The 21,041-nt window shown below is 34.8% G+C and carries 14 protein-coding genes; 7 read left to right on the top strand and 7 right to left on the bottom strand.

The features are described from left to right. Positions 1 to 22 precede the first annotated feature (22 nt). Positions 23 to 1,279 (bottom strand): transposase, encoded by a 1,257-nt coding sequence (locus tag F6K15_RS30030; RefSeq protein ID WP_293068322.1) that lies wholly within the window; start codon positions 1,277 to 1,279, stop codon positions 23 to 25. A 298-nt stretch (positions 1,280 to 1,577) separates the two neighbouring features. On the opposite strand from F6K15_RS30030, the gene malQ reads away from it, so the two are divergent. Together malQ and F6K15_RS30020 are read left to right on the top strand one after the other, a co-directional pair. Further along, positions 1,578 to 3,083 carry a 4-alpha-glucanotransferase gene (malQ, locus tag F6K15_RS30025; RefSeq protein ID WP_293068320.1) on the top strand — a complete coding sequence of 502 codons (1,506 nt, stop codon included), beginning with the start codon at positions 1,578 to 1,580 and terminating at the stop codon, positions 3,081 to 3,083. A 915-nt stretch (positions 3,084 to 3,998) separates the two neighbouring features. After that, a complete protein-coding gene (locus F6K15_RS30020) occupies positions 3,999 to 5,672 on the top strand; it encodes a trypsin-like serine protease (protein ID WP_293068318.1) in 1,674 nt (557 codons plus the stop codon). Positions 5,673 to 5,835: 163 nt separating this feature from the next. On the opposite strand, the gene F6K15_RS30015 is transcribed toward F6K15_RS30020, so the two are convergent. Continuing rightward, positions 5,836 to 5,982 (bottom strand): hypothetical protein, encoded by a 147-nt coding sequence (locus F6K15_RS30015; RefSeq protein WP_293068315.1) that lies wholly within the window; start codon positions 5,980 to 5,982, stop codon positions 5,836 to 5,838. 462 nt (positions 5,983 to 6,444) lie between these two features. On the opposite strand from F6K15_RS30015, the gene F6K15_RS30010 reads away from it, so the two are divergent. After that, the gene (locus F6K15_RS30010; RefSeq protein ID WP_293068313.1) at positions 6,445 to 6,903 is read left to right on the top strand and encodes a peroxiredoxin; all 459 of its coding nucleotides are present in this window, start codon (positions 6,445 to 6,447) and stop codon (positions 6,901 to 6,903) included. Positions 6,904 to 7,072: 169 nt separating this feature from the next. Here the strand turns inward: F6K15_RS30010 and hpf are convergent, their stop codons facing one another. Continuing rightward, positions 7,073 to 7,714 (bottom strand): ribosome hibernation-promoting factor, HPF/YfiA family, encoded by a 642-nt coding sequence (gene hpf / locus F6K15_RS30005; RefSeq protein WP_293068310.1) that lies wholly within the window; start codon positions 7,712 to 7,714, stop codon positions 7,073 to 7,075. A 253-nt stretch (positions 7,715 to 7,967) separates the two neighbouring features. Here hpf and lipB point away from each other — a divergent pair, with 253 nt between their 5' ends. Further along, positions 7,968 to 8,636: a lipoyl(octanoyl) transferase LipB gene (gene lipB, locus F6K15_RS30000; RefSeq protein ID WP_293068308.1), complete on the top strand. Its 669-nt coding sequence runs from the start codon at positions 7,968 to 7,970 to the stop codon at positions 8,634 to 8,636. 223 nt (positions 8,637 to 8,859) lie between these two features. On the opposite strand, the gene F6K15_RS29995 is transcribed toward lipB, so the two are convergent. Together F6K15_RS29995 and F6K15_RS29990 are read right to left on the bottom strand one after the other, a co-directional pair. Then, complete coding sequence (locus tag F6K15_RS29995) at positions 8,860 to 9,366, bottom strand: single-stranded DNA-binding protein (RefSeq protein ID WP_293068306.1); 507 nt, start codon at positions 9,364 to 9,366, stop codon at positions 8,860 to 8,862. A 591-nt stretch (positions 9,367 to 9,957) separates the two neighbouring features. After that, positions 9,958 to 12,486 (bottom strand): mannose-1-phosphate guanyltransferase, encoded by a 2,529-nt coding sequence (locus F6K15_RS29990; RefSeq protein ID WP_293068304.1) that lies wholly within the window; start codon positions 12,484 to 12,486, stop codon positions 9,958 to 9,960. Between the two features lie 1,002 nt (positions 12,487 to 13,488). On the opposite strand from F6K15_RS29990, the gene F6K15_RS29985 reads away from it, so the two are divergent. Continuing rightward, positions 13,489 to 13,689, top strand: a complete 201-nt coding sequence (locus F6K15_RS29985) for a hypothetical protein (protein ID WP_293068303.1) — start codon at positions 13,489 to 13,491, stop codon at positions 13,687 to 13,689. Positions 13,690 to 13,697: 8 nt separating this feature from the next. Beyond that, positions 13,698 to 14,435 (top strand): class I SAM-dependent methyltransferase, encoded by a 738-nt coding sequence (locus tag F6K15_RS29980; protein ID WP_293068301.1) that lies wholly within the window; start codon positions 13,698 to 13,700, stop codon positions 14,433 to 14,435. Positions 14,436 to 15,140: 705 nt separating this feature from the next. On the opposite strand, the gene F6K15_RS29975 is transcribed toward F6K15_RS29980, so the two are convergent. Beyond that, positions 15,141 to 16,265, bottom strand: a complete 1,125-nt coding sequence (locus F6K15_RS29975) for a site-2 protease family protein (protein WP_293068299.1) — start codon at positions 16,263 to 16,265, stop codon at positions 15,141 to 15,143. A 950-nt stretch (positions 16,266 to 17,215) separates the two neighbouring features. Between F6K15_RS29975 and F6K15_RS29970 the strand changes: the two genes are divergently transcribed. Beyond that, positions 17,216 to 18,586, top strand: coding sequence for a methyl-accepting chemotaxis protein (locus F6K15_RS29970; protein WP_293068297.1), 1,371 nt, complete (start codon positions 17,216 to 17,218; stop codon positions 18,584 to 18,586). Positions 18,587 to 19,374: 788 nt separating this feature from the next. On the opposite strand, the gene F6K15_RS29965 is transcribed toward F6K15_RS29970, so the two are convergent. After that, positions 19,375 to 19,983, bottom strand: coding sequence for a hypothetical protein (locus tag F6K15_RS29965; protein WP_293068295.1), 609 nt, complete (start codon positions 19,981 to 19,983; stop codon positions 19,375 to 19,377). Between the last annotated feature and the right edge of the window lie 1,058 nt (positions 19,984 to 21,041).

The following is a 21,041-nucleotide window of genomic DNA, read 5'->3' as shown; positions in this document are numbered from 1 at the left end:
TATTATTTTGACACTCCCCGCGCTAAAGCGACAGAGATTCTTGGTTCAATGACTCACCATAATCATGCAGGATTTCTCCAACACAACTAGAGGGTGTGTCTCCCCAAGCGTTACTTTCGGTGTGCCCCACCGTAGAAAGTCCTTTTTGCAAAATGTTCAACGCTGCATTTACGTCTCTGTCTTCTACAAACCCACAATGATCACAAATGTGAGTGCGAGTTGATAGAGACTTCTTGACTGTCTGACCGCAACTAGAACAGTTTTGGCTAGTATTATGTGGCGGAACTGCTACAGTTACTTTTCCATACTTTCTACCAAAATGCTCTAACCAACGCCTAAAAGTTGACCATCCTGCATCACTTATCGACTTAGCTAAATGCCGATTTTTTACCATACCCTTAACATTCAAATCTTCATAGGCGACCAAATCATTAGACTGGATGACGCAGTTGGCCACTCTCTTGACAAACTCTTCACGCTGCCTACTTACTTTTAAATGTTTCCGTGCATATCGAACTCTAGCTTTGTGATAATTATTTGACTGTCGTTGTTTGGGAACTTTTACCATTTTTGCTCCCTTTTTTCCTTTACCTGGATTCCGGTATTTTCTCGACTTTCTCCTATTTAATCGGCTTAATTTTTTTGATGATTTTCGATAGTATTTTGGAGATTCAACCACATTTCCAGAACTATCAGCTATGAAATAATTTAACCCTAAATCAATTCCTGTTGTTTTTTGGGTAGGAGTAGTTTCTACATTAATATCTGCTTGAATTAATAACTGACAATAATAACCATCTGCTCTCTTGATTAACCTGACTCGTTTGATCTGTTCTAGCTGATAAAAATGCAAATCCCAAGTCCCTTTTAACTTGAGCTTTCCTATATCTAGCTTATCTGTAAAAGTTATATATTTTCTATCTTCTGATAATTTCCAGCCTGTGTTTTTATATTCAATTGAGCGAGAATGTTTCTTAAATTTTGGATATCCTTTTTTCCCTGATATTTTTTTGTGACAGTTATCGTAGAATCTAGAGATAGATGACCATGCCCTTTCAGCCATTGCTTGTCTTGCTTGTGAATTAAGTTTATTCGCAAAAGCAAATTCTTTAGCTAATAATCTGCAATATCTATATAATTTTGCTTTTCCTGTACCTCTTTCATCCATCCACAATCTGATACATTTATTGCGGATAAATTGACCTGTACGGATTGCTTCATCGATGGCAGCATATTGATTTTTTTTAGCTTTAATCTTGAATTCAAAAGCATAAGGCATCGACCATTGACCCCCTTTCTCTAGATATATTTACTCTAACACAGATAGAGTAAAATACTCAATAGTGATAGAATATGTTTACTGACGGTTGATAGCGTAGCTCCTTCCCTGGAGACAACCGCCGTATCGCTTTTTATCCCTGGGCTGAAGTCACAGGGCTTTCAAGCTCTCGAACTTTTTCGGTAATATCTTACAAAGCTGAAAGTCACAGAAATTATGATGTAGAAACTATTAATTTATCTAACTTTTGACTTTTGACTTTTGACTTTTGATTTTTGACTTTTGACTTATAAATACTATGACTTTTGAACGTGCAAGTGGCATCATACTACACCCTACCAGTTTACCCAGTAGATTCGGCATCGGGGATTTAGGCAAATCAGCTTATGAGTTTATTGATTTTCTGGCCAGAAGTGGACAAAAAATTTGGCAAGTATTACCTCTAGGGCCAACAGGTTATGAACATTCACCCTATACCATGAATTTCAGCGCCTTTGCAGGAAATCCTCTATTAATTAGTCTAGATATATTGGCAGAGAAAGGATTATTAAATCCTGATGAACTCATACCTCTACCTTCAGAAGGAGACCCAGCATACGCCAGAGTCAACTTTGCAGAAGTTATTCCCCACAAAACTAAATATTTACAGCAAGCTTATGACCGCTTCAAACAAGCCATTCCACCAGAATACGAAATTTTTTCTCAACAACAATCATATTGGCTGAATGACTATGCTTTATTTATGGCTTTGCATGAGGCCAACCCAGATAAAACATGGAATCAATGGGAACCAGGTTTAGCTCGTAGAGAATCAGGTGCAGTAAAAATAGCAACTGAAATATTACACGATAGTATTGAATATCATAAATTTTTGCAATTTCAGTTTTTTGAACAATGGACAAAAGTCCGCAGATATTGTCATGGGAAAAATATCAAAATTATTGGGGACGTTTCAATTTATGTTTGTCATCATAGTGCAGAGGTTTGGAGTCACCCAGAAAACTTTGACCTCAACCCAGAGACTTTAGAACCTGCATGGAAAGCAGGAGTACCACCAGACTATTTTAGTGCAACTGGGCAGTTATGGGGAAATCCTGTCTATAACTGGGAAAACTTAATTAATACTAACTTTGCTTGGTGGGTCGAAAGATTTAGGGCAACTCTACAATATGTAGATTTTGTGCGCGTCGATCATTTCCGTGGTTTTGAAGCTTTCTGGCGAGTTCCCGCAGGGGAAGATAATGCTATTAATGGTGAATGGGTAAAAGCACCAGGATACAAATTATTTTCCAAATTACAGGAAGCTCTAGGAAGTCTACCTATCTTGGCAGAAGACTTGGGAATTATTACTTCAGAAGTAGAAGCAATGCGGGATCACTTTGAATTTCCGGGAATGCGAATATTATTGTTTGCTTTTGGCGGTGAGGCAGATCATCCCTACTTACCTCATAGTTATATCAATAACTGCATAGTCTACACAGGTACTCACGATAACGATACTACTGTCGGTTGGTGGTTACAAGCTCCTCAGGAAGTAAGACAGCACGTTGCTCAATATTTGGGTTATGCTAGTGATGGTGATATCCATGAAATCAGTTGGTCACTCATGCGTTTAGCTTCCGCTTCCGTTGCTGACATGGCAATATTCCCTCTCCAAGATATTCTTTCCTTAGATAACGGCGCTCGCATGAATGACCCTAGTGTTACTCCTGGCAACTGGCGCTGGCGCTATACCACTTCAGAGCTTTTGAGTCAAGAATTGAGCGATCGGTTACTACAACTTACTCAACTTTACAACCGATAATTTATGGAATAAATTGTATAATGTGTTACTTTTTTTCCCTGACTAGATGTAAAAAATAGAAAAAAAGATTATTATCTTTTCGCTTATCGGCCCAAAATTATACCTTACCTTACAGAAAATGTCAATGGGGTTGGTGGCATGAAAATTCCCATCGACCCCATTCTCAGTTCTACTGACTACTGACTACTGACTATTGACTACTGACTACTTCTTCAAAGATTTTTAGTAAAAAGGTAACCGCTCAATAATCCGGGGTAAATAGGTAAATGGCAAGCCTCAAATGGCGTAAAATCGTTCCTAAACTGGTAGTCCGCCCCCATTTATTGAGCGGATACGTAAAAAGTATGATTTTTTTCTGCTTGATTAATCATCAATATTAACAGGCACGTTTCAGCATAATAGAAAATACACTGCTACTCCGTAGATACACAGAGAGTGCTACCTAATAATTAAGTCTGGTGTCAAAACCACCTATGCAAGTTATAGCAGTTTTAATGTAGATACAGCAAAGAGACCTTAGAGGTAGATTTCAGAAGGCATAGAGCAGAAATCATGTGTTTCATTCAAGTGAAAAGTACTATAAGTTTACATACTTTTGATGAAACTTATATGAAGTTTTGATGAAGCTGATATGAAGCTTTGATGAAGAATTTTGAGTTTTTTCTCTTCGGTATATTCTCTATTGTCTTAAATTATAATCTTCAGTTTTTTTACACATTTTAACAATAATATAAAATCTATTCTCTTACTTCGTTAGAATTGCTATACTATAAGAAAAAATCAATTGGGTTAGACAAACTTAGTATGATCCCCAGGTTATTCATTATATAGAGGAATCAGGCAATGCGTATTTACTTATCAAACAATGACAAACTAAAAGCAAGATTCAATCATTCCATACTCAAATCTTTTAAAATGAAAAACGCTAGCAAAATAGGGCTTAGTTGCATACTTGGTTTAGTAGCTAGTCAGAGCATTCAAACATCAGTACGAAGTATAGTAATAAATGATACAGCAGAAGCTAGCACTGCTCAAGCCTTAGGTGCTCCTTTTACATCTGTCACCGAGATTTTCACACTACAATTTGATTTTGATACAGAAGAGGAAAAGTTTGAAAGTGCTTGTACTGGATCACTGATTGCAAGTAATTATATACTTACTGCCCAACATTGTGTTCAGGATTTTTTCCCCGATGAGTTGAGTGTACAATTTCGTGGTGACGATCCAGAAAACAGTGTTTTAGCAGATATTGCTGTAACTGACATTTTACAAGATGGTTCCTTTGGTCTATTAGATGGTACAGATATCGCTATACTTGAACTGGAGGAAGCTGCTCCAGACTCAATTGATCCTTTAAGGTTATTTGGTCTCGACCCTAAAGACCTCATTGGCGAAGATGCAACTATAGTTGGTTTCGGTTTCAATGGTTTAGGTAGCGTCGGTCACGACTTTAGTGCAGATGGCCTGCGTTGGGCTGCTGAAAATACGATCGATCTGTTGGATGGCGGTTTCGATCCAAGATTTAATGATACCTTTGGCTCAAACATTTTCAACCTTGACTTTGATGATGGAACTGATGACAATAACACTTTATCCAGTTTTGGTAGTCTTTCTTCGCCCCTCACAAATGAAGGAACTACTGCTCCTGGGGATAGTGGTAGTCCCCTTTTGGTAGAAGTAGGTGGGGAATTATTAATTGCAGGAGTTCTTTCTGGGGGTTCGACCGATACCAGTGAATTTGGTGATATCTCCTGGTTTACTGGAGTTTTAGAACATCGCGCATTTATAGAAGATGCTGGTGGTGAGTTTGTTGGTGATTTTGTCCCCTTACCTACACCTACTCCCGCGCCTGAACCTACACCTGTACGTGCAATAAATAATGGTAATTTTGAAGATGGTTTCAATGGTTGGGGTGTTCTCGGTGCTACTACTATACAATCAAGACAGGGTCGTAACGCTAGTACTCCAGCCCCAAATGATGATTCTAAAGGGTTAATTATTAACGATAAACTTGCTGTCCCTGCGGATGAGATTGAAGAATTTTTAGGGTTAGCACCAGACAGTCTAACAGAATTATCACCAGATGTTGAATTCATTGCTCAAGGGTCTGCGATCAAGCAAACTTTTCAGGCAAACGCAGGAGATGTTATCACATTTGATTTCAACTTTTTGACAGATGAATTCCTCGCTCTAGAATCTGATACAGATGAATTCCTCGCTCTAGAATCTGATTCCGAACCTTTAAATGACTTTTCTTTTGTGTCTCTTTCCAGTGATGTATTAGAAGATCCTTTCTTAGAAATATTAGCAGATACTTTCTTCGAGCCATTTGTTGATTCTCCAACTGCCTTCGACCAAGAAACAGGAACTCAACTTTTTTCGATCGAGATTCCTGAAACTGGAATTTATACTTTAGGGTTTGGAGTTACAGATGCAGATGATTTCGGATTTTTATCTGGTCTTGCAGTTGATAATGTGACACTAGCATCCACAGCAGAAGCTACATCCACACCAGAACCAACTACAACAATAGGATTATTTGCTAGTGTTTTTGGAGCATTTTCTTTGCTCAAGCGTAAAAAAAAGTAATATGATGGCAATTAGCTATTAGCTTGTTACTTTCTCTGAAAATATTTCAGCTTTCAACAGTAGTTAATCTACTTAACTTTTAGATGCAAGTGCTATATTTCCAAATATTGGAACTAATATTCATCCCTACTCTTAAGATTAATTGGAGTGGGGATAATCTTTTTCAAGAAAGGCACAGAGAATAGGGAACATTCCAAAGCCAGTGTATTTGATATCCTCCCGTGAGGCCAACCATAATATTACCGCCATTACAGCGCTTTTCAAATTGATGAACTACATCGTCATAACCAAAACCCAGTAGGGACGCCATTCGACAGCTTTGCGTTAGCAAATGGCCATTCGCCCCTACTGTGGTCTAATATCATGTCCGGTTGAACAGTTATAAATAAATAACGACGGAGTCCTCAGGAGTCAACCCACCCCTCGCCCCTCCCAGGAGGGGAGGGGAAGTCAGGAGTCAGGAGGAAAGAGGGAAGGAAGAAGAAGAACTGGAGTTGAAGGAGAAAGTTTTTGATCACGCTCTTATCCGGACATGATATAATGAAAACCGCTGTATTCGGGAAAAACTACTGCGCGCTTTATGACCTTAGCGCAGCTCCGACCCAGAAGATTGGATGCGTTGTGCGCCAGCTAAACAAAAAACTTTCTCCTATCTTCCCTCTTCCTTCTTCCCTCTTCCTTCTTCATATAATTTTCCTAATCTTAATAATGTACGCTAATATAACAAAAAGTTAACATTCTAATCCAAAAAAATTGGACTTATAACCTAAGTATGGCAGTTAAAGTAGGAGATCTAGCACCCAATTTCACCTTACCATCCCAAGACGAAACCCCAGTTTCTCTCTCTAACTTCCGTGGTAAGAAAAATGTTGTAGTTTATTTTTATCCAAAGGATGATACACCTGGATGCACTAAAGAAGCTTGTGCATTTCGAGATAAATATCAAGTCTTTACAGATGCTGGTGCTGAAGTGATTGGTATTAGTGGAGACTCTCAACAGTCTCACAAACAATTTGCTAGCAAGTATAATTTACCGTTTACTCTTTTAAGCGATACTAACAACAAAGTCAGAGAATTATATGGTGTTCCCGCTACACTTTGGATACTGCCAGGTAGAGTTACTTACGTCATAGACAAAGAAGGAATTATCCGTCATATCTTTGACTCTATGCTCAATTTTGACGCTCACGTTGAAGAAGCTTTAAAAACATTAAAAGCAATACCTGTCTGAAGAATTTAGAAGGCTTTCAATAAGAGACTTACGCCAAATTATCTATTATCCTATAACCTTAGTTTAGGGTGCGTTGCAACGCACCCAGCAATTAGAATTTTTGCGTAAGTCCTAATTGTTGAAATGAATCACTCAAAGATTGGTTAATCACTCCAATTCTGAAATCATTCTAAACTTGAGCAGACTCAATATCTGCTACTTCATCATTATGAGCTGCCTTCCCATTGTTACTATGCCCATTAGTAGGTCGTGGTTGAATTAAACCATAACCACCATGATGATAACGTTTATAGATCACATTAATTTCACCTGTTGCAGCATTGGAAAACATATAGAAATCGTGATCGATAAATTGTAGCTGCTCCAGTGCTTCTTCTACCGTCATCGGAGACATAGCAAAATATTTCGTCCGTACTACTTCATTAGGTAATTCCGGTTGGCGATCGCCAATCAAGTCCTGCTCTACTGGTTGTGATTCAATCAGTTCAATAGTCTTAGCTTTACTAACCTTGGATTGACGCTTTTCTTTATACTTTCTTAATTGGCGTGCAATTTTATCTGCTACTAAGTCAATACTAGCATACAAATTCTCGCTACTTTCTTGGGCACGAATGACTGTACCGTTGGCGTATATAGTTACTTCTGCCGTCTGCTTAGGATTTATCCGTGGGTTTCGAGCTACTGATAGATGTACATCTACCTCTGTAGTGAGTTGTTGAAAATGGCTAACTGCTTTTTCAATTTTTTGATTAACATACTCGTGAATGGAATCGGTTATTTCTATATTCTTACCCTGGATAACAAGCTTCATAAGCTCCCTCCGCTAATGTGTTGGGCTTTATTATTTTAGGGTAGCACTTTGTATTCTTCCAAACATCCTATCTTTAAAATCCTTTGCATCCCTTGACAATTCTTGATTTTTTTTGCTTGAATTTGGCTAAAATTACCCTTGATTTTTTGGATAATTCACAGTACCCAAACTGACTCCTAACTACTCTAGCTATATAACTCAACTATTTAGATATTGGTATTTCATCACATTGCCCACTTCCAAACTCTCTAACATGGTCGATCAAAATAGTCCCTGTTTACCAAGCACTTGCCATTTAATTTGTCCAGGATTAATCAGTTACTCAGTGGCCTGGGAATGGCAAAAATCACTTGTCCAACAACGCTGCAATTGTCCAGAATTGAGTGATGTCCTAATATTATTAGAACATCCACCAGTTTATACTTTAGGACAAGGGGCAACATTAGATTTTCTCAAATTCGATCCCAGTCAAAATGAATATGAACTTTACCGAGTGGAGCGAGGTGGGGAAGTTACATATCATTGCCCCGGCCAACTTGTGGGTTATCCTATTCTCAATTTACGACGTTATCAGCAGGACTTACATTGGTATTTACGACAACTAGAAGAAGTATTGTTACAAGTATTAGATGTCTATGGTCTCGATGGTGAAAGATATCCAGGTTTAACAGGGGTTTGGTTAGAGGGACGAAAAATAGCAGCTATGGGGATTAAAGTTAGTCGTTGGATAACTATGCACGGTTTTGCTCTAAATGTTTGTCCAGATTTAGTTGGTTTTCACAGAATTGTACCTTGTGGTATTTCTGATAAATCTGTAGGTAGTCTGGCAGAGTTTATTCCTGGTATTACTATAGATGAAGTCCTTCCTCAAGTAGCTGCTGCTTTTACTAAGGTATTTGGAGTCGAGTTAATTTACTATTAATGTTAAAAAGTGTTTCGGTCTAGAATTTGGAGCAAACAGCTTATCGGCGTTTAGCAGTCTGCTTTGCGCGGAAAGCGGAGCATTCCGGTACGGAAAGGGGATAACGCGACCCCTCCTCAAATTAAACGACTAGCTAGAAGTCGGGGGTTTAAACCCAAGCTTTTGTACTCAAAGCTGAGTGCTGTTTGCGGAGCATTCCGGTACGGAAAATGCTGATAGCTAGTTAAAAAGGTATAGGGTCAGAATCGTCTGGTGGTGAATTCTCTTCTGGTATATTTGGTTTTGATTCTTCGTTGAAAGTAGAGCTACGACGAGATTTTAAATCTACAACATTATTATAATTTTGCTCTTGTGGTTGTGTCTGAGTTACTGTTCTTTTACTAGATTGATTTTTGGATGTTTGACTATCATTTTGAGTCATAGCTTCAGGACTAACAGGATATATTCTGGAAGCTGTTAATTCAGCTCGTTTTTCTTTAAAACCTTCGGGTCGTTCAATAGTATTCATATTTAAGCGACCTTCAACAATTACAACATCCCCTTCGTGATATTTTTGACTAATTTGTTGAGCTAAATCTCTCCATGCTACTACTTTTAGTATGGCAGGTTTATTTTCTACTCCTAAATTAGAAAATTCTACCATCATTTCTGCTACTGGTAATTGAGCATCTGCTGTGTAGCGAAGTTCTGGATCTTTGATAATTTGTACCATCAATATACAGCTATTCATTTTGATTTTTAATTATGACTAATTTAACAGAGTAATAGATATCTCCAAAAAAGATATAGACTTTTTGTAACAGTAGGTAATAGGGAACAGGGAAGATTTTTTTAGGAAAAAAACACGGAAAATGATTTTTTGAGTTATGACACTCTAGTTTATCGCAAATAAGGGGCAATTTTATTTTCTGGAGATGTCTAATAAGTAAATAAATTGTAGGGGCGGGTTTAAACGAAAGCTTTAACTTAAGCGCAATGAGTTCTAAAAACCTGCCCTCTAATATTGAGTTTATTTATGTTCACCTAACTTACTTATAACCCCCTTCAAATTAGCAAAAAAAAGAAAACAAAAACAAGATAATTATATCGCAATCTTATTTGAGTTGAGAAATATTGCAGATTTTAGGGAACACCGGAACAGGGAATAAGAAATACTTAAGCAATAAAACTATCACAAATGATTTAGGATTACTATAGTAATCGAAGAAAAGGTGAGGATATATCAAAAGCTTAACACTCAGACAAAGCAATATTTTTCCCTCTTCCTTCTTCCTTATTCTTTCTTCCTTCTTCCCTCTTCCTTCTTCCTTCTTCCATACTATCAATCATTTAGTTTCTTCCCAGTCATAAATAAATTCACAAAATCATGGATTGTATTGCGGTAATCTCTCAAAGTTTTATCCACCCAATCTCGATCATTACTATCTGCATAAATATGTACTAAGGGTTCTCCAGCATCCGGTAAAATTAATACCCAATTATCATTTTGATGATTAATAATCTTTACTCCATCAGTTAATTCTAATTTTTCTGGAGAATTAGTTTCTACTAAATATCGCATTAATGCTCCTTTTACTTTCCAAGGACAACGTACTTTATAGGAACGATGAGTAACAGCAGGAATATCCGCACTGATTTGTCCTAAAGAGCGCTCTTGAATAGTCAACATTTCTATTACTTTAGCGATACAAAACATGGCATCAAAACCAGGATGCAATTTAGGAAAAATAAATCCCATATCACCACTTCCCCCTAATACCACATTATGATTAATTTGACAAGCTTCCATCAATGCCGTGGGATTTGCTTTTGTCCGAATCACATGACTATCGTGACGACGAGCAATTTGTTCTACTGCCGCAGAAGCATTTATTGGTACTACTACTGCACTGCGCGGATGAGCTGTTAACATCAAATTGACCATTAGTGCAGTTAACATTTCACCACGAATAGCAGAACCAGTTTCATCTACTAATATTAATTGTTCTCCATTTGCTGTTACTTGAACTCCTACATTTGCTTGTAAAGCTTCTACCACCCGACCTAATTGGTCTAACAAACTTTCCTTTTCTTCTTTCCCTAAAGAAGTCTCTTTTAAACTAGCATTTAGAACTACAGCATCACAACCAAATTTAGCTAATAATTGTGGTAATATTGCTCCCGAAACACCATAACAATAATCAATTACAACTTTAGATTTACTATAGCGAATTGCCTCAGAATTAAGCAGATTTTCAAAGCCTTTACTATAAGCATCTAATACTTCATGCCGATAAACCATTTTGCCAATTTCTGGAATTTGTACTCGGCGTAAATCTTCTTTAAAATATGCTCCCTCTATCTTTTTTTCCTTCGCTTTAGAAAGATTAATTCCTTGAGAATCAAAGATTTCAATTAATATTTGGTCTGAGCGGTTAGGAGAAAGACGTACATGAACACCACCTACAACATTCATAGTTGGTAAAATTGTTCTGGCAATAGGAATAGCAGTAGATTCTAAATTTATTACATTCACTCCAACTGACATTAAACCCGCAATTAAAGACCGAGAAACCATCCGAGATATACTGCGTTGGTCGCGAGAAGCTGATATTGTTGAACCAGGTTTTAAAGTAGAACCATAAGCTGCTCCTAACTTCACCGCAAATTCTGGAGTAATATCAATATTTGCTAATCCCTGCACCCCTCGTTGTCCAAACAAATTTCTCTTAGCAGTTGTCCCCCAAATCAAATTAATATTCAGGGTAGCTCCAGATTCTACTTTTTTACTAGGCCATACTCTAACATTGGGACTAATTTGAGCCTCTTCTCCTACAGTAGATAATGAACCAACCACAGCACCTTCTAATACCTGAGCACGACGGTCTATCCGCGCACCTCGACAAATTACACAAGCTCTTAAATTTGCATCCTCTCCCACCAGTGACCCATTCCAAATAATTGGGCGCTTCACATCAGCATCTGCACCAATTGTCACATTATCTCCAATCACACTACCTGCTTCAATCTGCACTCTTGGGCCAATTCTACAGTTATCTCCGATTAAAGCTGGTGTCTCAATTTTAGCTGTCCGGTCAATATAAGTATTTTCTCCTGTCCAAAGTCCGGGCGATCGCTCTTGATAAGCAAAATCAAGTTTTACTGTCTGTTGAAGTGCATCATATTGAGCTTCCCGATAAGCATCTAAATGTCCGACATCACACCAATAACCTTCTGCTATATAGCCATACATTGGCTCGTTTTTATCTAACAATAAAGGAAATAATTCTTTAGAGAAATCACTTTCTTGATTATCTGGTAGATAGTTTAAAATTTCTGGTTCTAAAATGTAGGTTCCTGTATTGACAGTATCAGAAAATATTTCGCTGGTAGAAGGTTTTTCTAGGAACCTTTTTATCCTTTGTTTTTCATCTGTAATTACCACTCCAAATTCAATAGGATTAGGTACGCGAGTCAGCACTAAAGTGGCTTTTGAATTATTTTTTTGATGAAATTCTATAGCTGTAGTTAAATCAAAATCTGTAATTGTATCTCCACTAATTACTAAGAAAGTTTCATCGAGAAGTTCAGCAATATTTTTCACACAACCAGCAGTTCCTAGAGGTTGTTCTTCCTCTACAGCATAAGTCATTTGTACTCCAAATTGACTGCCATCTTGGAAATATTCACGCATTACATCAGGTAAATAATGTAAAGTAGCAATAATCTCTCTAATTTGATGTTTTTTTAATAAATTAATAATATGTTCGGCTATTGGGCGATTTAAAATTGGTACCATTGGTTTGGGTAAATCGCAGGTCAGTGGTCTGAGTCGCGTTCCTGAACCTCCTGCCATTAATACTGCACGCATAATTCCTCCTTTGTTATTGATTTTGTCTTGACCTCGATCATTTATTAATACTAATTGTCTGATTGTGTCAGTTCACAAATAATAGGTCAAAACTAATTATTTTCTATGAAGGTATTGTTCCTTTTTCAAACAATACTTCTTAAATACTGTCATTAATATTTGATTTATTTACTTTGATCAAATTTTTGTTAATTTTTTTTCTCGAAAGTTTTACTTCAATTTTTTTTTCACAATCAATCAAATCCCAGGAATTATCATAAATTTTAGATAGAGCAACCATGATGAAAATTTAAATTTTTCCCTGACTTTTTATAACTTGTCTATTCCTGGTTCCCTATTGTGGGAATAGCTGTAGAAAAAATTGATGAAAATATTATCTAATTTTAATTTTGTAATCATTAAGTATATATAGCAATCCTGAATCATTTGTAAAAATTTTATTGCTTCGGTGTTTCTCCCATACCTATTCCCTAAAATCTACAATATCTCACAACTAAAATAAGATTGCTATAGATAAAATTAATCTATAAAATGATTGTTGAGAAAAAATAGAAGTTAGGGAATTTTTTTCATATCGTCTAAAATTTTGTACCTTGGTTTTATATTTTTTACCGAATAATTAAGGTTTAAAGCCTCTCTTTTAAAGGAGAAAAGCGGTCGCTCTTTGCAGCTTCCCGTAGGGTAGGATGGCATTAGCGTTTGCGATAGCATTCCGTAAGGAAAAGCGACTCCGATCAGAGCGAGTCTCCTCGCTGGCCTCAATCGACCAAGAGAAAAGAAAAAATTTTCCTTAAGCTTCAATCCTATCCGTTTTCAAGGAGAGGTAATTATTAATAATTAATAATTAATTATTAATTGTTGAAACCCACCTACTTACCTATATTACCTATATTGGTTATAATAATTTTATAGGAATATTAAACCTAAAGTCCAATTAAAATTAATTACATAATTATACTTGGGCTATACCTGAAAAATTGACTTTTTAAGAGTTTTTGTGCCATGAGTACGTTAATTGGCCTGTTATTACTGGTTGTATATGGAGGTGGAATCTGGAAGTTCTGGAATGGGTTTGAACAGACAAACTTTTCTCGGAACTTTCAGAATCGTTTGGTATTATCTATATTTTGGCCTGTTTTATTGATTGGTAACAAATCTTACCGTAAGAACTTTACAAAAGCTCTTAAGGGTTCTAGACGATAGAGAAATAAATGTCCAAAAAAAAGTCTGCCTTGTCCTCAGATGGGGACAAACCTTCCTGGTTCGCTCAAAAAAATTTAGATAATTGGCATACTCAAATCATCGCAGTACAGGACCGCTTTGATCGAGATTACCGAGGAGAATCTTTTGAGTTACCCTCGGAAATTGAAGCAATGCCAATATTTCATGATTATGCCTCCGGTAATCTCACAGCAAAAATAGTTTCACCTTTTTGGGAAATAGCTAAACCTAAGAAAAATCAAAAATGTTTGGATATTGGCTGTGGAGTGAGTTTTTTGATTTATCCTTGGCGTGATTGGGAAGCTTTTTTTTATGGTCAAGAAATTAGTACAATTGCTAGAGATAATCTAAATCACCGAGGCTCTCTACTAAATTATAAACTATTTAAAGGAGTAGAATTAGGGCCGGCTCATCAATTAAATTATCAAGCAAATGAGTTTGACTTAGCGATCGCTACAGGTTTTAGTTGTTATTATCCTATAGATTATTGGGAAGAGGTACTTAAGGAAGTAAAACGTATTCTTAAACCTGAAAATAATTTTGTTTTTGATGTGCTTAACCCAGAACAACCATTAGCAGAAAACTGGGCAATTTTAGAAACCTATTTAGGAGCAGAAGTATTTTTAGAACCTTTAGAAAATTGGGAAAAAATGATTAAAGCTATGGGTGGAAAAATAGTAAAGCGACAACCAGGAGAATTATTTCAAATGTATAAAGTCAAATTTTAATTAGTGATCAGGTTTGAGTGGGAGATTGCTAGTTACAGAATTGGGTCTTCAACAGATAGCAGAAGGAAGAAGGAAGAAGGAAGAAGTAAAAATATTGTCTTGTCTGAACTTTAAACTTTTGATATATCTGCGCCCTTTCCTTGGATTGCTATATATTTATATGCTGAGGAACTTCAACAATTAATAATTAATAATTAATTATTACCTCTCCTTGAAAAGAAGAGGATTGACTCAAAGGAAAAATTTTTTCTTTTTTCCCCTTAAAAGGGGAGGCGCATACCCACAATTTATCGGCAAATTAAATTAGACCGGAAATTTATGTTTTAGGTCTGATAAAACCTCTTAAAAGTAATTAATTTTCTCTGGTTTGAATCGGTTTTCATTCCTTAGCTAATTAACAAAAATTTTCTCTCTAATTCTACAATTTACTCACACTTTCTCTATTCCCGATTGTTTAGATATACAAGAAAATTTCAATTTTTACATTCATATCTATATTTTGAACGACACCACATATTTTCTGCCAATAATACCAATTTGAAAAAATAATGTGGTCGAATAATAAGTGTAATTAAAAGGCAAGTGCAGGAAATATCCCTTTGACAAAAACAGAGAATTTATGACCGAAAAATTGGTATTGAAGTCATTCATCTAACTCCTTACTCCTACGATATAAAACATTAAATCTTTTTCTCTGGCATTAACCTAAGCAGGTTTTACCTCAGCTTTGTTTTTCAGCAGACTCCTAATTGAAGCTTTTTCAATTAATCCAACTAAAACACCATTCTCATCAATAACAGTCAATTCATTAATTTGCTTTTGTTCCAACAAAGAAACTACTTCTAAAAGAGAAGTTTTAGATACTACAGTCTCCATATTTGTTACAGGTTTAGTTAATTCTTTGACCATAACTAAAGGCCACTCAGAAGTATTAACTAATTTCAAATCATCAACCTTAATAACTCCTACTAACTGCTCTACTTCATTAATAACTAAAAACTGCTTTCTACTATCTTTCCCAATTACATATTCATTCACAAATTCTCTCAAAGAAAGACTTTCTGAAACAATTGGGCTATTAGGAATAATAGCATCTGCTGCAGTTAAGTCCGCAAGAGTACCTTGAATTTCTCCATATTGGGCAGAACGACCAGCATTTTGTAGTAAAAACAAACCAATAAGAATATTCCAAAAATCAGGAAACCTACTAAATAAAAATGTGGGAATTAAACCAGAAATTATTGCCAACCAACCAAATGCTTGACCGACTCTACTAGCAAAAATAATTCCTTTGTAAGGATTATTAGTGATTTTCCAAACAATAGATTTAAGGATATTACCACCATCAAGTGGTAAACCAGGAATTAGATTAAATAATGCTAGGACTAAGTTGATATAAGCTAAAAGTTCAACAATTGATGCTGCTGGTCCGGTAATGGCTGTAAATCTATTAATTATAGTAAATAAACCACATAAAACTATACTTACTAACGGACCGGCAATTGCCACCCAAAATGCTTCTCCAGGAGTTTTTGAATCTCTATCTAAACTAGCTAAACCTCCAAACAGAAATAGGGTAATTGATTTTACTTCTATTCCTTGAGATAGAGCAACAAAACTGTGACCTAACTCATGAGCTAAAACAGAAGAAAATAATAATAATGCCGCTATTAATCCTAATATCAATGGTAGTATTCCACCCAATCCTGGAAATTGCTCTGCCAGGCTGCTACTATAACTTAAAGTGACAAGAAATAAGACAAGAAACCAGGATGAGTTAATATAAAATGGTATACCAAATAGGTTGCCGACACGAAAAGATCTATTCATAAATTTTTCCTCTAAGTTAATAATCTTTAAATTAAGGGAATTCTTCCTCTTGAGAAATCTATATATTTACTGTAACAAAATGTAAATAAGCTTTGTAGTTTCTTAATATAGTGTTATCCCTCCCTCAATGTTCGGTCATAGAGAAATTAACTAAATTATTGTCTGATATTCTGATATTAAATTTATGATGATTTTATCATAATATAGGCTTTTCCAATTCACTAAGATATAGGGTTTGGAATTTCACGGAACAAGCAAGAAATTAGATGTAACTTAACTGGATGCTCGAGACATTGTGGCAAATTTCACAGTAAAGTAACAATTATATGTGAATTAGAAGTGAATATAGATATTAATCATAAGTAACAGAATTTTGTTTGGATTGTTTTACAAATAAATTTGGATTATTAGAACAATTTTTATTTTGATGAAATGGAATCAGCAACTCTGAGTACGACCGAACTATATAAATATCAAACATTTGCCTGCTAATTTATAAGTAGGTGAGCATAAATAAATGCAATATTAAAAGTATTTATGTTGATGGTTTTAGGGAGTAGGGATTAGGGAATATTGGGAGGCCGGATAGAGAACAAGCAAGAAATATTTACCCTGTCAGAGGTACCACATTAATCACCAAATATACTGTAAATCTTTATCTAGTATTTTATTGAAAAATAAGTAATTTATTTCAGTGCTAGATATTCTGATCTTGGTTAATTACATATAAAATAAAAATGATACCAAATTTATAAGAAAGAATTTGCATAGAATAATATACTGATTGGGGTTGAGTGTAGCTCGAGATAGAAAAGTTAAGAAATTTCATAATTTTGTGCCACCTGACAGAAAATTGGTATAACACCTACCATCCATGACCTACGACCTACCACCTAATTCTGTGCAGCCTCACATAAAATTTGCATGAGTAGTAAATACAATAATTTGTAATGAATAATAAACCTTTATGGATAGGTTTGATGAGTGGAGGAATAACTGCGATGGCAACTGCTATTGTCACAATAGTGTATTCTCCAACTTTTTTAAGCAAAACTCACCGGAATTATGCGGTCGCTTGTACAGCAGGTATTACCAGTTTTATTACAACATTTAGTTTGGGTATTATAACTACCCAAAAACTTCATTTTTCAACTAATAGATTAGAGAATTATCTAAAAGATATTTCTGAAGGAAAATATAATATTAGAATTCCTATTGATGCTAATGACGAACTACAAGATTTGACTAAAAAATTTAATTCTATGGCTGATGTGATTTGTAATCTTCTAATTAATCTAAAAATTAGAGAAGAAAGCAGCGAACAGGATAAAGAAAAAATGGCTAGTCAAGTTATAAAATTGTTAGATAAAGTAGATGCTGCTGCTCATGGTCAACTTTTTGTAAAACTCAAAGTTAGATGCGAAGAATTAGGAGTAATATCTTATTGTATTAATATGACTCTCAACAACTTTCTGAAACTTGTTAAGGAAATAGATTATGATAGCCAAGAAATTATTACTCTTATCACCACAGATAGCCAAACTATTTTTCAACATTTATCCCGAGAAAGTCAGTGGCAAACAGAAGAAATAGATTCTTTCCTCAAATCTTTAGAAGCGATAGTTGATTCTTTTTATCAAAGAGCATATAAAGCCTGGGAAGCTGAACAAGTTTATCAAGAAATTAGTAATTATGCTTCCACAAGTTACCAGGCAATAGGTAATATTTTTCAAGAAATTATGACAGCATATACGTTGATTTCAGAAATTCATCACAAAGTCAAAAGATTGACTGAGTATAATTATGATTTAAATAAAATCCAAGCTTTAGTCGAGCAAATGAATATTCACAGTAAAATTTTGTTACTAAATACTGCTATTTTTGCTTCTAGGAAAACTAGCAAAGAAGACCTATTAAAAATAGCAATAAAATTGCAAGAAATGGCAAATAATTGGGATTTGATCAAGAAAAGTTTAGAACACTTTCAATACAATGTTCAAAGCTTAAATCTGGCGATATCTGAGAATAATGTAGAAGAATTTTCACAGCAAAAATTAGGAGAAGAAGTTAAGCAAGGACTAACTAAAATTGTTCAGAATATCTATAAGTTTAATAACTATATAGATAATGTTGCATCTTTAGGAGAAAATCAGACCGATAATCTACAAAAAATAACAGAATTTTTACAAATTATCCACAAGAAAAATATCGAAAAAAGTCAAATCACAAAAAAATTATATGATTCTTCACAAAAAATCATAAATATTACAGAGAGTTTAGCAGAATCAGTTAAACATTTTACTTTAGAAAAAACAGAATAATTATTGAGTTGGAGATAAATTTCAAAATCTAATAATAGAAAACCTTGAGGATAAATTAGAGAGTAGGCATTAAGTAAGCACTTTTTTTCACTAACCTGGCATTTATATCTCAGTTTTATATTGATTTATACCTACTTATTTAAGAGGCGATCGCTAGATAAATTTTATTTGAATCTTGAAGAAGGAAGAAGTGAATGGCAATGAGGATAAGAATATTGAAAAGTTGTCACTCCGAGTGTACAAACCCCAACTAATTGTAGATACCGTGAGACAGCAGAGTATTAAACTAATAAGTCATTTCAGTTATCAGTTATCAGTTATCAGTACCTCTAGCTGAAGCAAGAGGCTTGAAATAAGGAATATGTTCTTTTTTTATCCCCTTAAAAGGGGAGGCGCATACCCACAATTTTTCGGTAAAAAAAGATCGAATTTTTTGGGGATATCTGTAGTAGTTATATACCATCAAAAATCATTTCAAATCAAGACTATTATTGAGATTTAAAATTTAGTTGAAATGATAAAATCTATATTCTTTAGTTATTTAAGTTTCAGAAATTGTTGCTATATTCACTTTATAGGAATAGTGAAAATATCTTAATAGTTTTGCAGACCATTTGACTGTAACTATCTTTAGTTTTAATTTGCCATTCTTGATAAACATTTTCACCGTATAGATAAATTTTTATGAAAATATCTACTTTTTATCTTGATTATATTTTCAAACAATGCAATTCTCAAAAGTTATTTTTTAACAAGCCAAAATACAGTGATGAAAAGCTCAAAAAAATTTACCTTAGCTCTGGAGGATATTTGTTTCCTGAAAGAAAATATTGACGAATTTGAAACATTGGTCGCCAAGCAATAGCATTATAATTAGTACAAGCTGATGCTAAATTATTTCCTTGAGCATCAAATACTTCAAGCCATCCATCAGCACCATCAGTAGTTGTGCGAATAATTAATGTATCTTGACCTTCAATAGTCATCCTTAATCCATAAGCTTTACCCCAGTCTCCTTCTTCAGCTTGATTATAAAGTTTGTAGGATTCCCAAACACTATTTGGTAGTTGATTTACTGTTGCTTCAAAATCATTTTCTCCATCAATTGCCATAGATTTTGGCATCTCATCAAATTTCTGCAAGTCACTTAGATGAAGTCCTCCATACCCACTTACAAGGTGTTCAAGATTAAAGGCAAATCTTAACTGATACTCATATTCATGAACAAATTCTTTTTGTAGAAGTTCTTCTGCTTTTTCAATATATAATCCGTGAATATAAAAAGACAAATTTTCATAGGCTTTAATTACTTCGATATCTACAGGCTTTCCATCATCATAGACTTTTAAATATTTCTGAGAATAAAATCCTTTGACAGTTTCTACAAAATTACTCATTGTTAATCCACAAAATTTTTACTCAAAAAAATACGCTATAGAAAATTTAGCATAAATATTTGATTCCCCTGGCAACCCCCTTTCAGCAATCAACAATTTTTACTCGGAGTAAATTCAAAATTTACTCTAAAATTAGAATGATATTTCCCCATGCTTCCCATAGGCAAAAATTTCACTTTCTATACCTATATCCATATTTATGAAACATTTTCACTACCAGAAGCAAGAAAAAGTCGAACATTTTTCCTCAGAGCTAAAATTCCCGAATCAGACAAAAGACAAATAGATAAAAACCTCTCATCTTCCACAACCAAAAATCAGAAATTGGCAAACTTATATCTATATTTATGAAACATTTTCACTACCAGAATCAACAAAAAGTCGAACATTTTTTCTCAGAGCAGAAATTCCCAACTCAGACAAAAGATAAATAGAAACAATTCATCATCTCCCACAGCCAAAAATCAGAAATTGGCAAAATGCTATCTATATTTATTGGAAATTTTCACTGCCAGAGGTAAAGAAAAAACGAATATTTTTCCTCTAGACTAAAATTCCCGACTCAGACAAAAGATAAATAGAAAAAAATCATCATCTCCCACAGGCAAAAATCAGAAATTGGCAAACTTATATCTATATTTATAGAGAATTTTTCACTGCCAGAACTAAAGGAAAACTGAGCATTTTTCCTCAGAGCTAAAATTCCCGACCCAGACAAAAAATAAATAGAAAAAATTCACCATCTCTCACAATCAAAAATCAGGCATTGCCAAACTGCTATACATATTTATCAGAAAATTTTACTGCCAAAACCAACAGAAAAACGACTATTTTTCCTCTAGACTAAAATTCCCGACTCAGACAAAAGATAAATAGAAAAAAATCATCATCTCCCACAGGCAAAAATCAGAAATTGGCAAACTTATATCTATATTTATAGAGAATTTTTCACTGCCAGAACTAAAGGAAAACTGAGCATTTTTCCTCAGAGCTAAAATTCCCGACCCAGACAAAAAATAAATAGAAAAAATTCACCATCTCTCACAATCAAAAATCAG

The organism is Okeania sp. SIO2B3 (genome assembly GCF_010672525.1).
Classification (GTDB): Bacteria; Cyanobacteriota; Cyanobacteriia; order Cyanobacteriales; family Microcoleaceae; genus Okeania.
The sequence above is the reverse complement of the archived record's forward strand: the minus strand, read 5'-3'. Positions and strand labels throughout refer to the sequence as shown.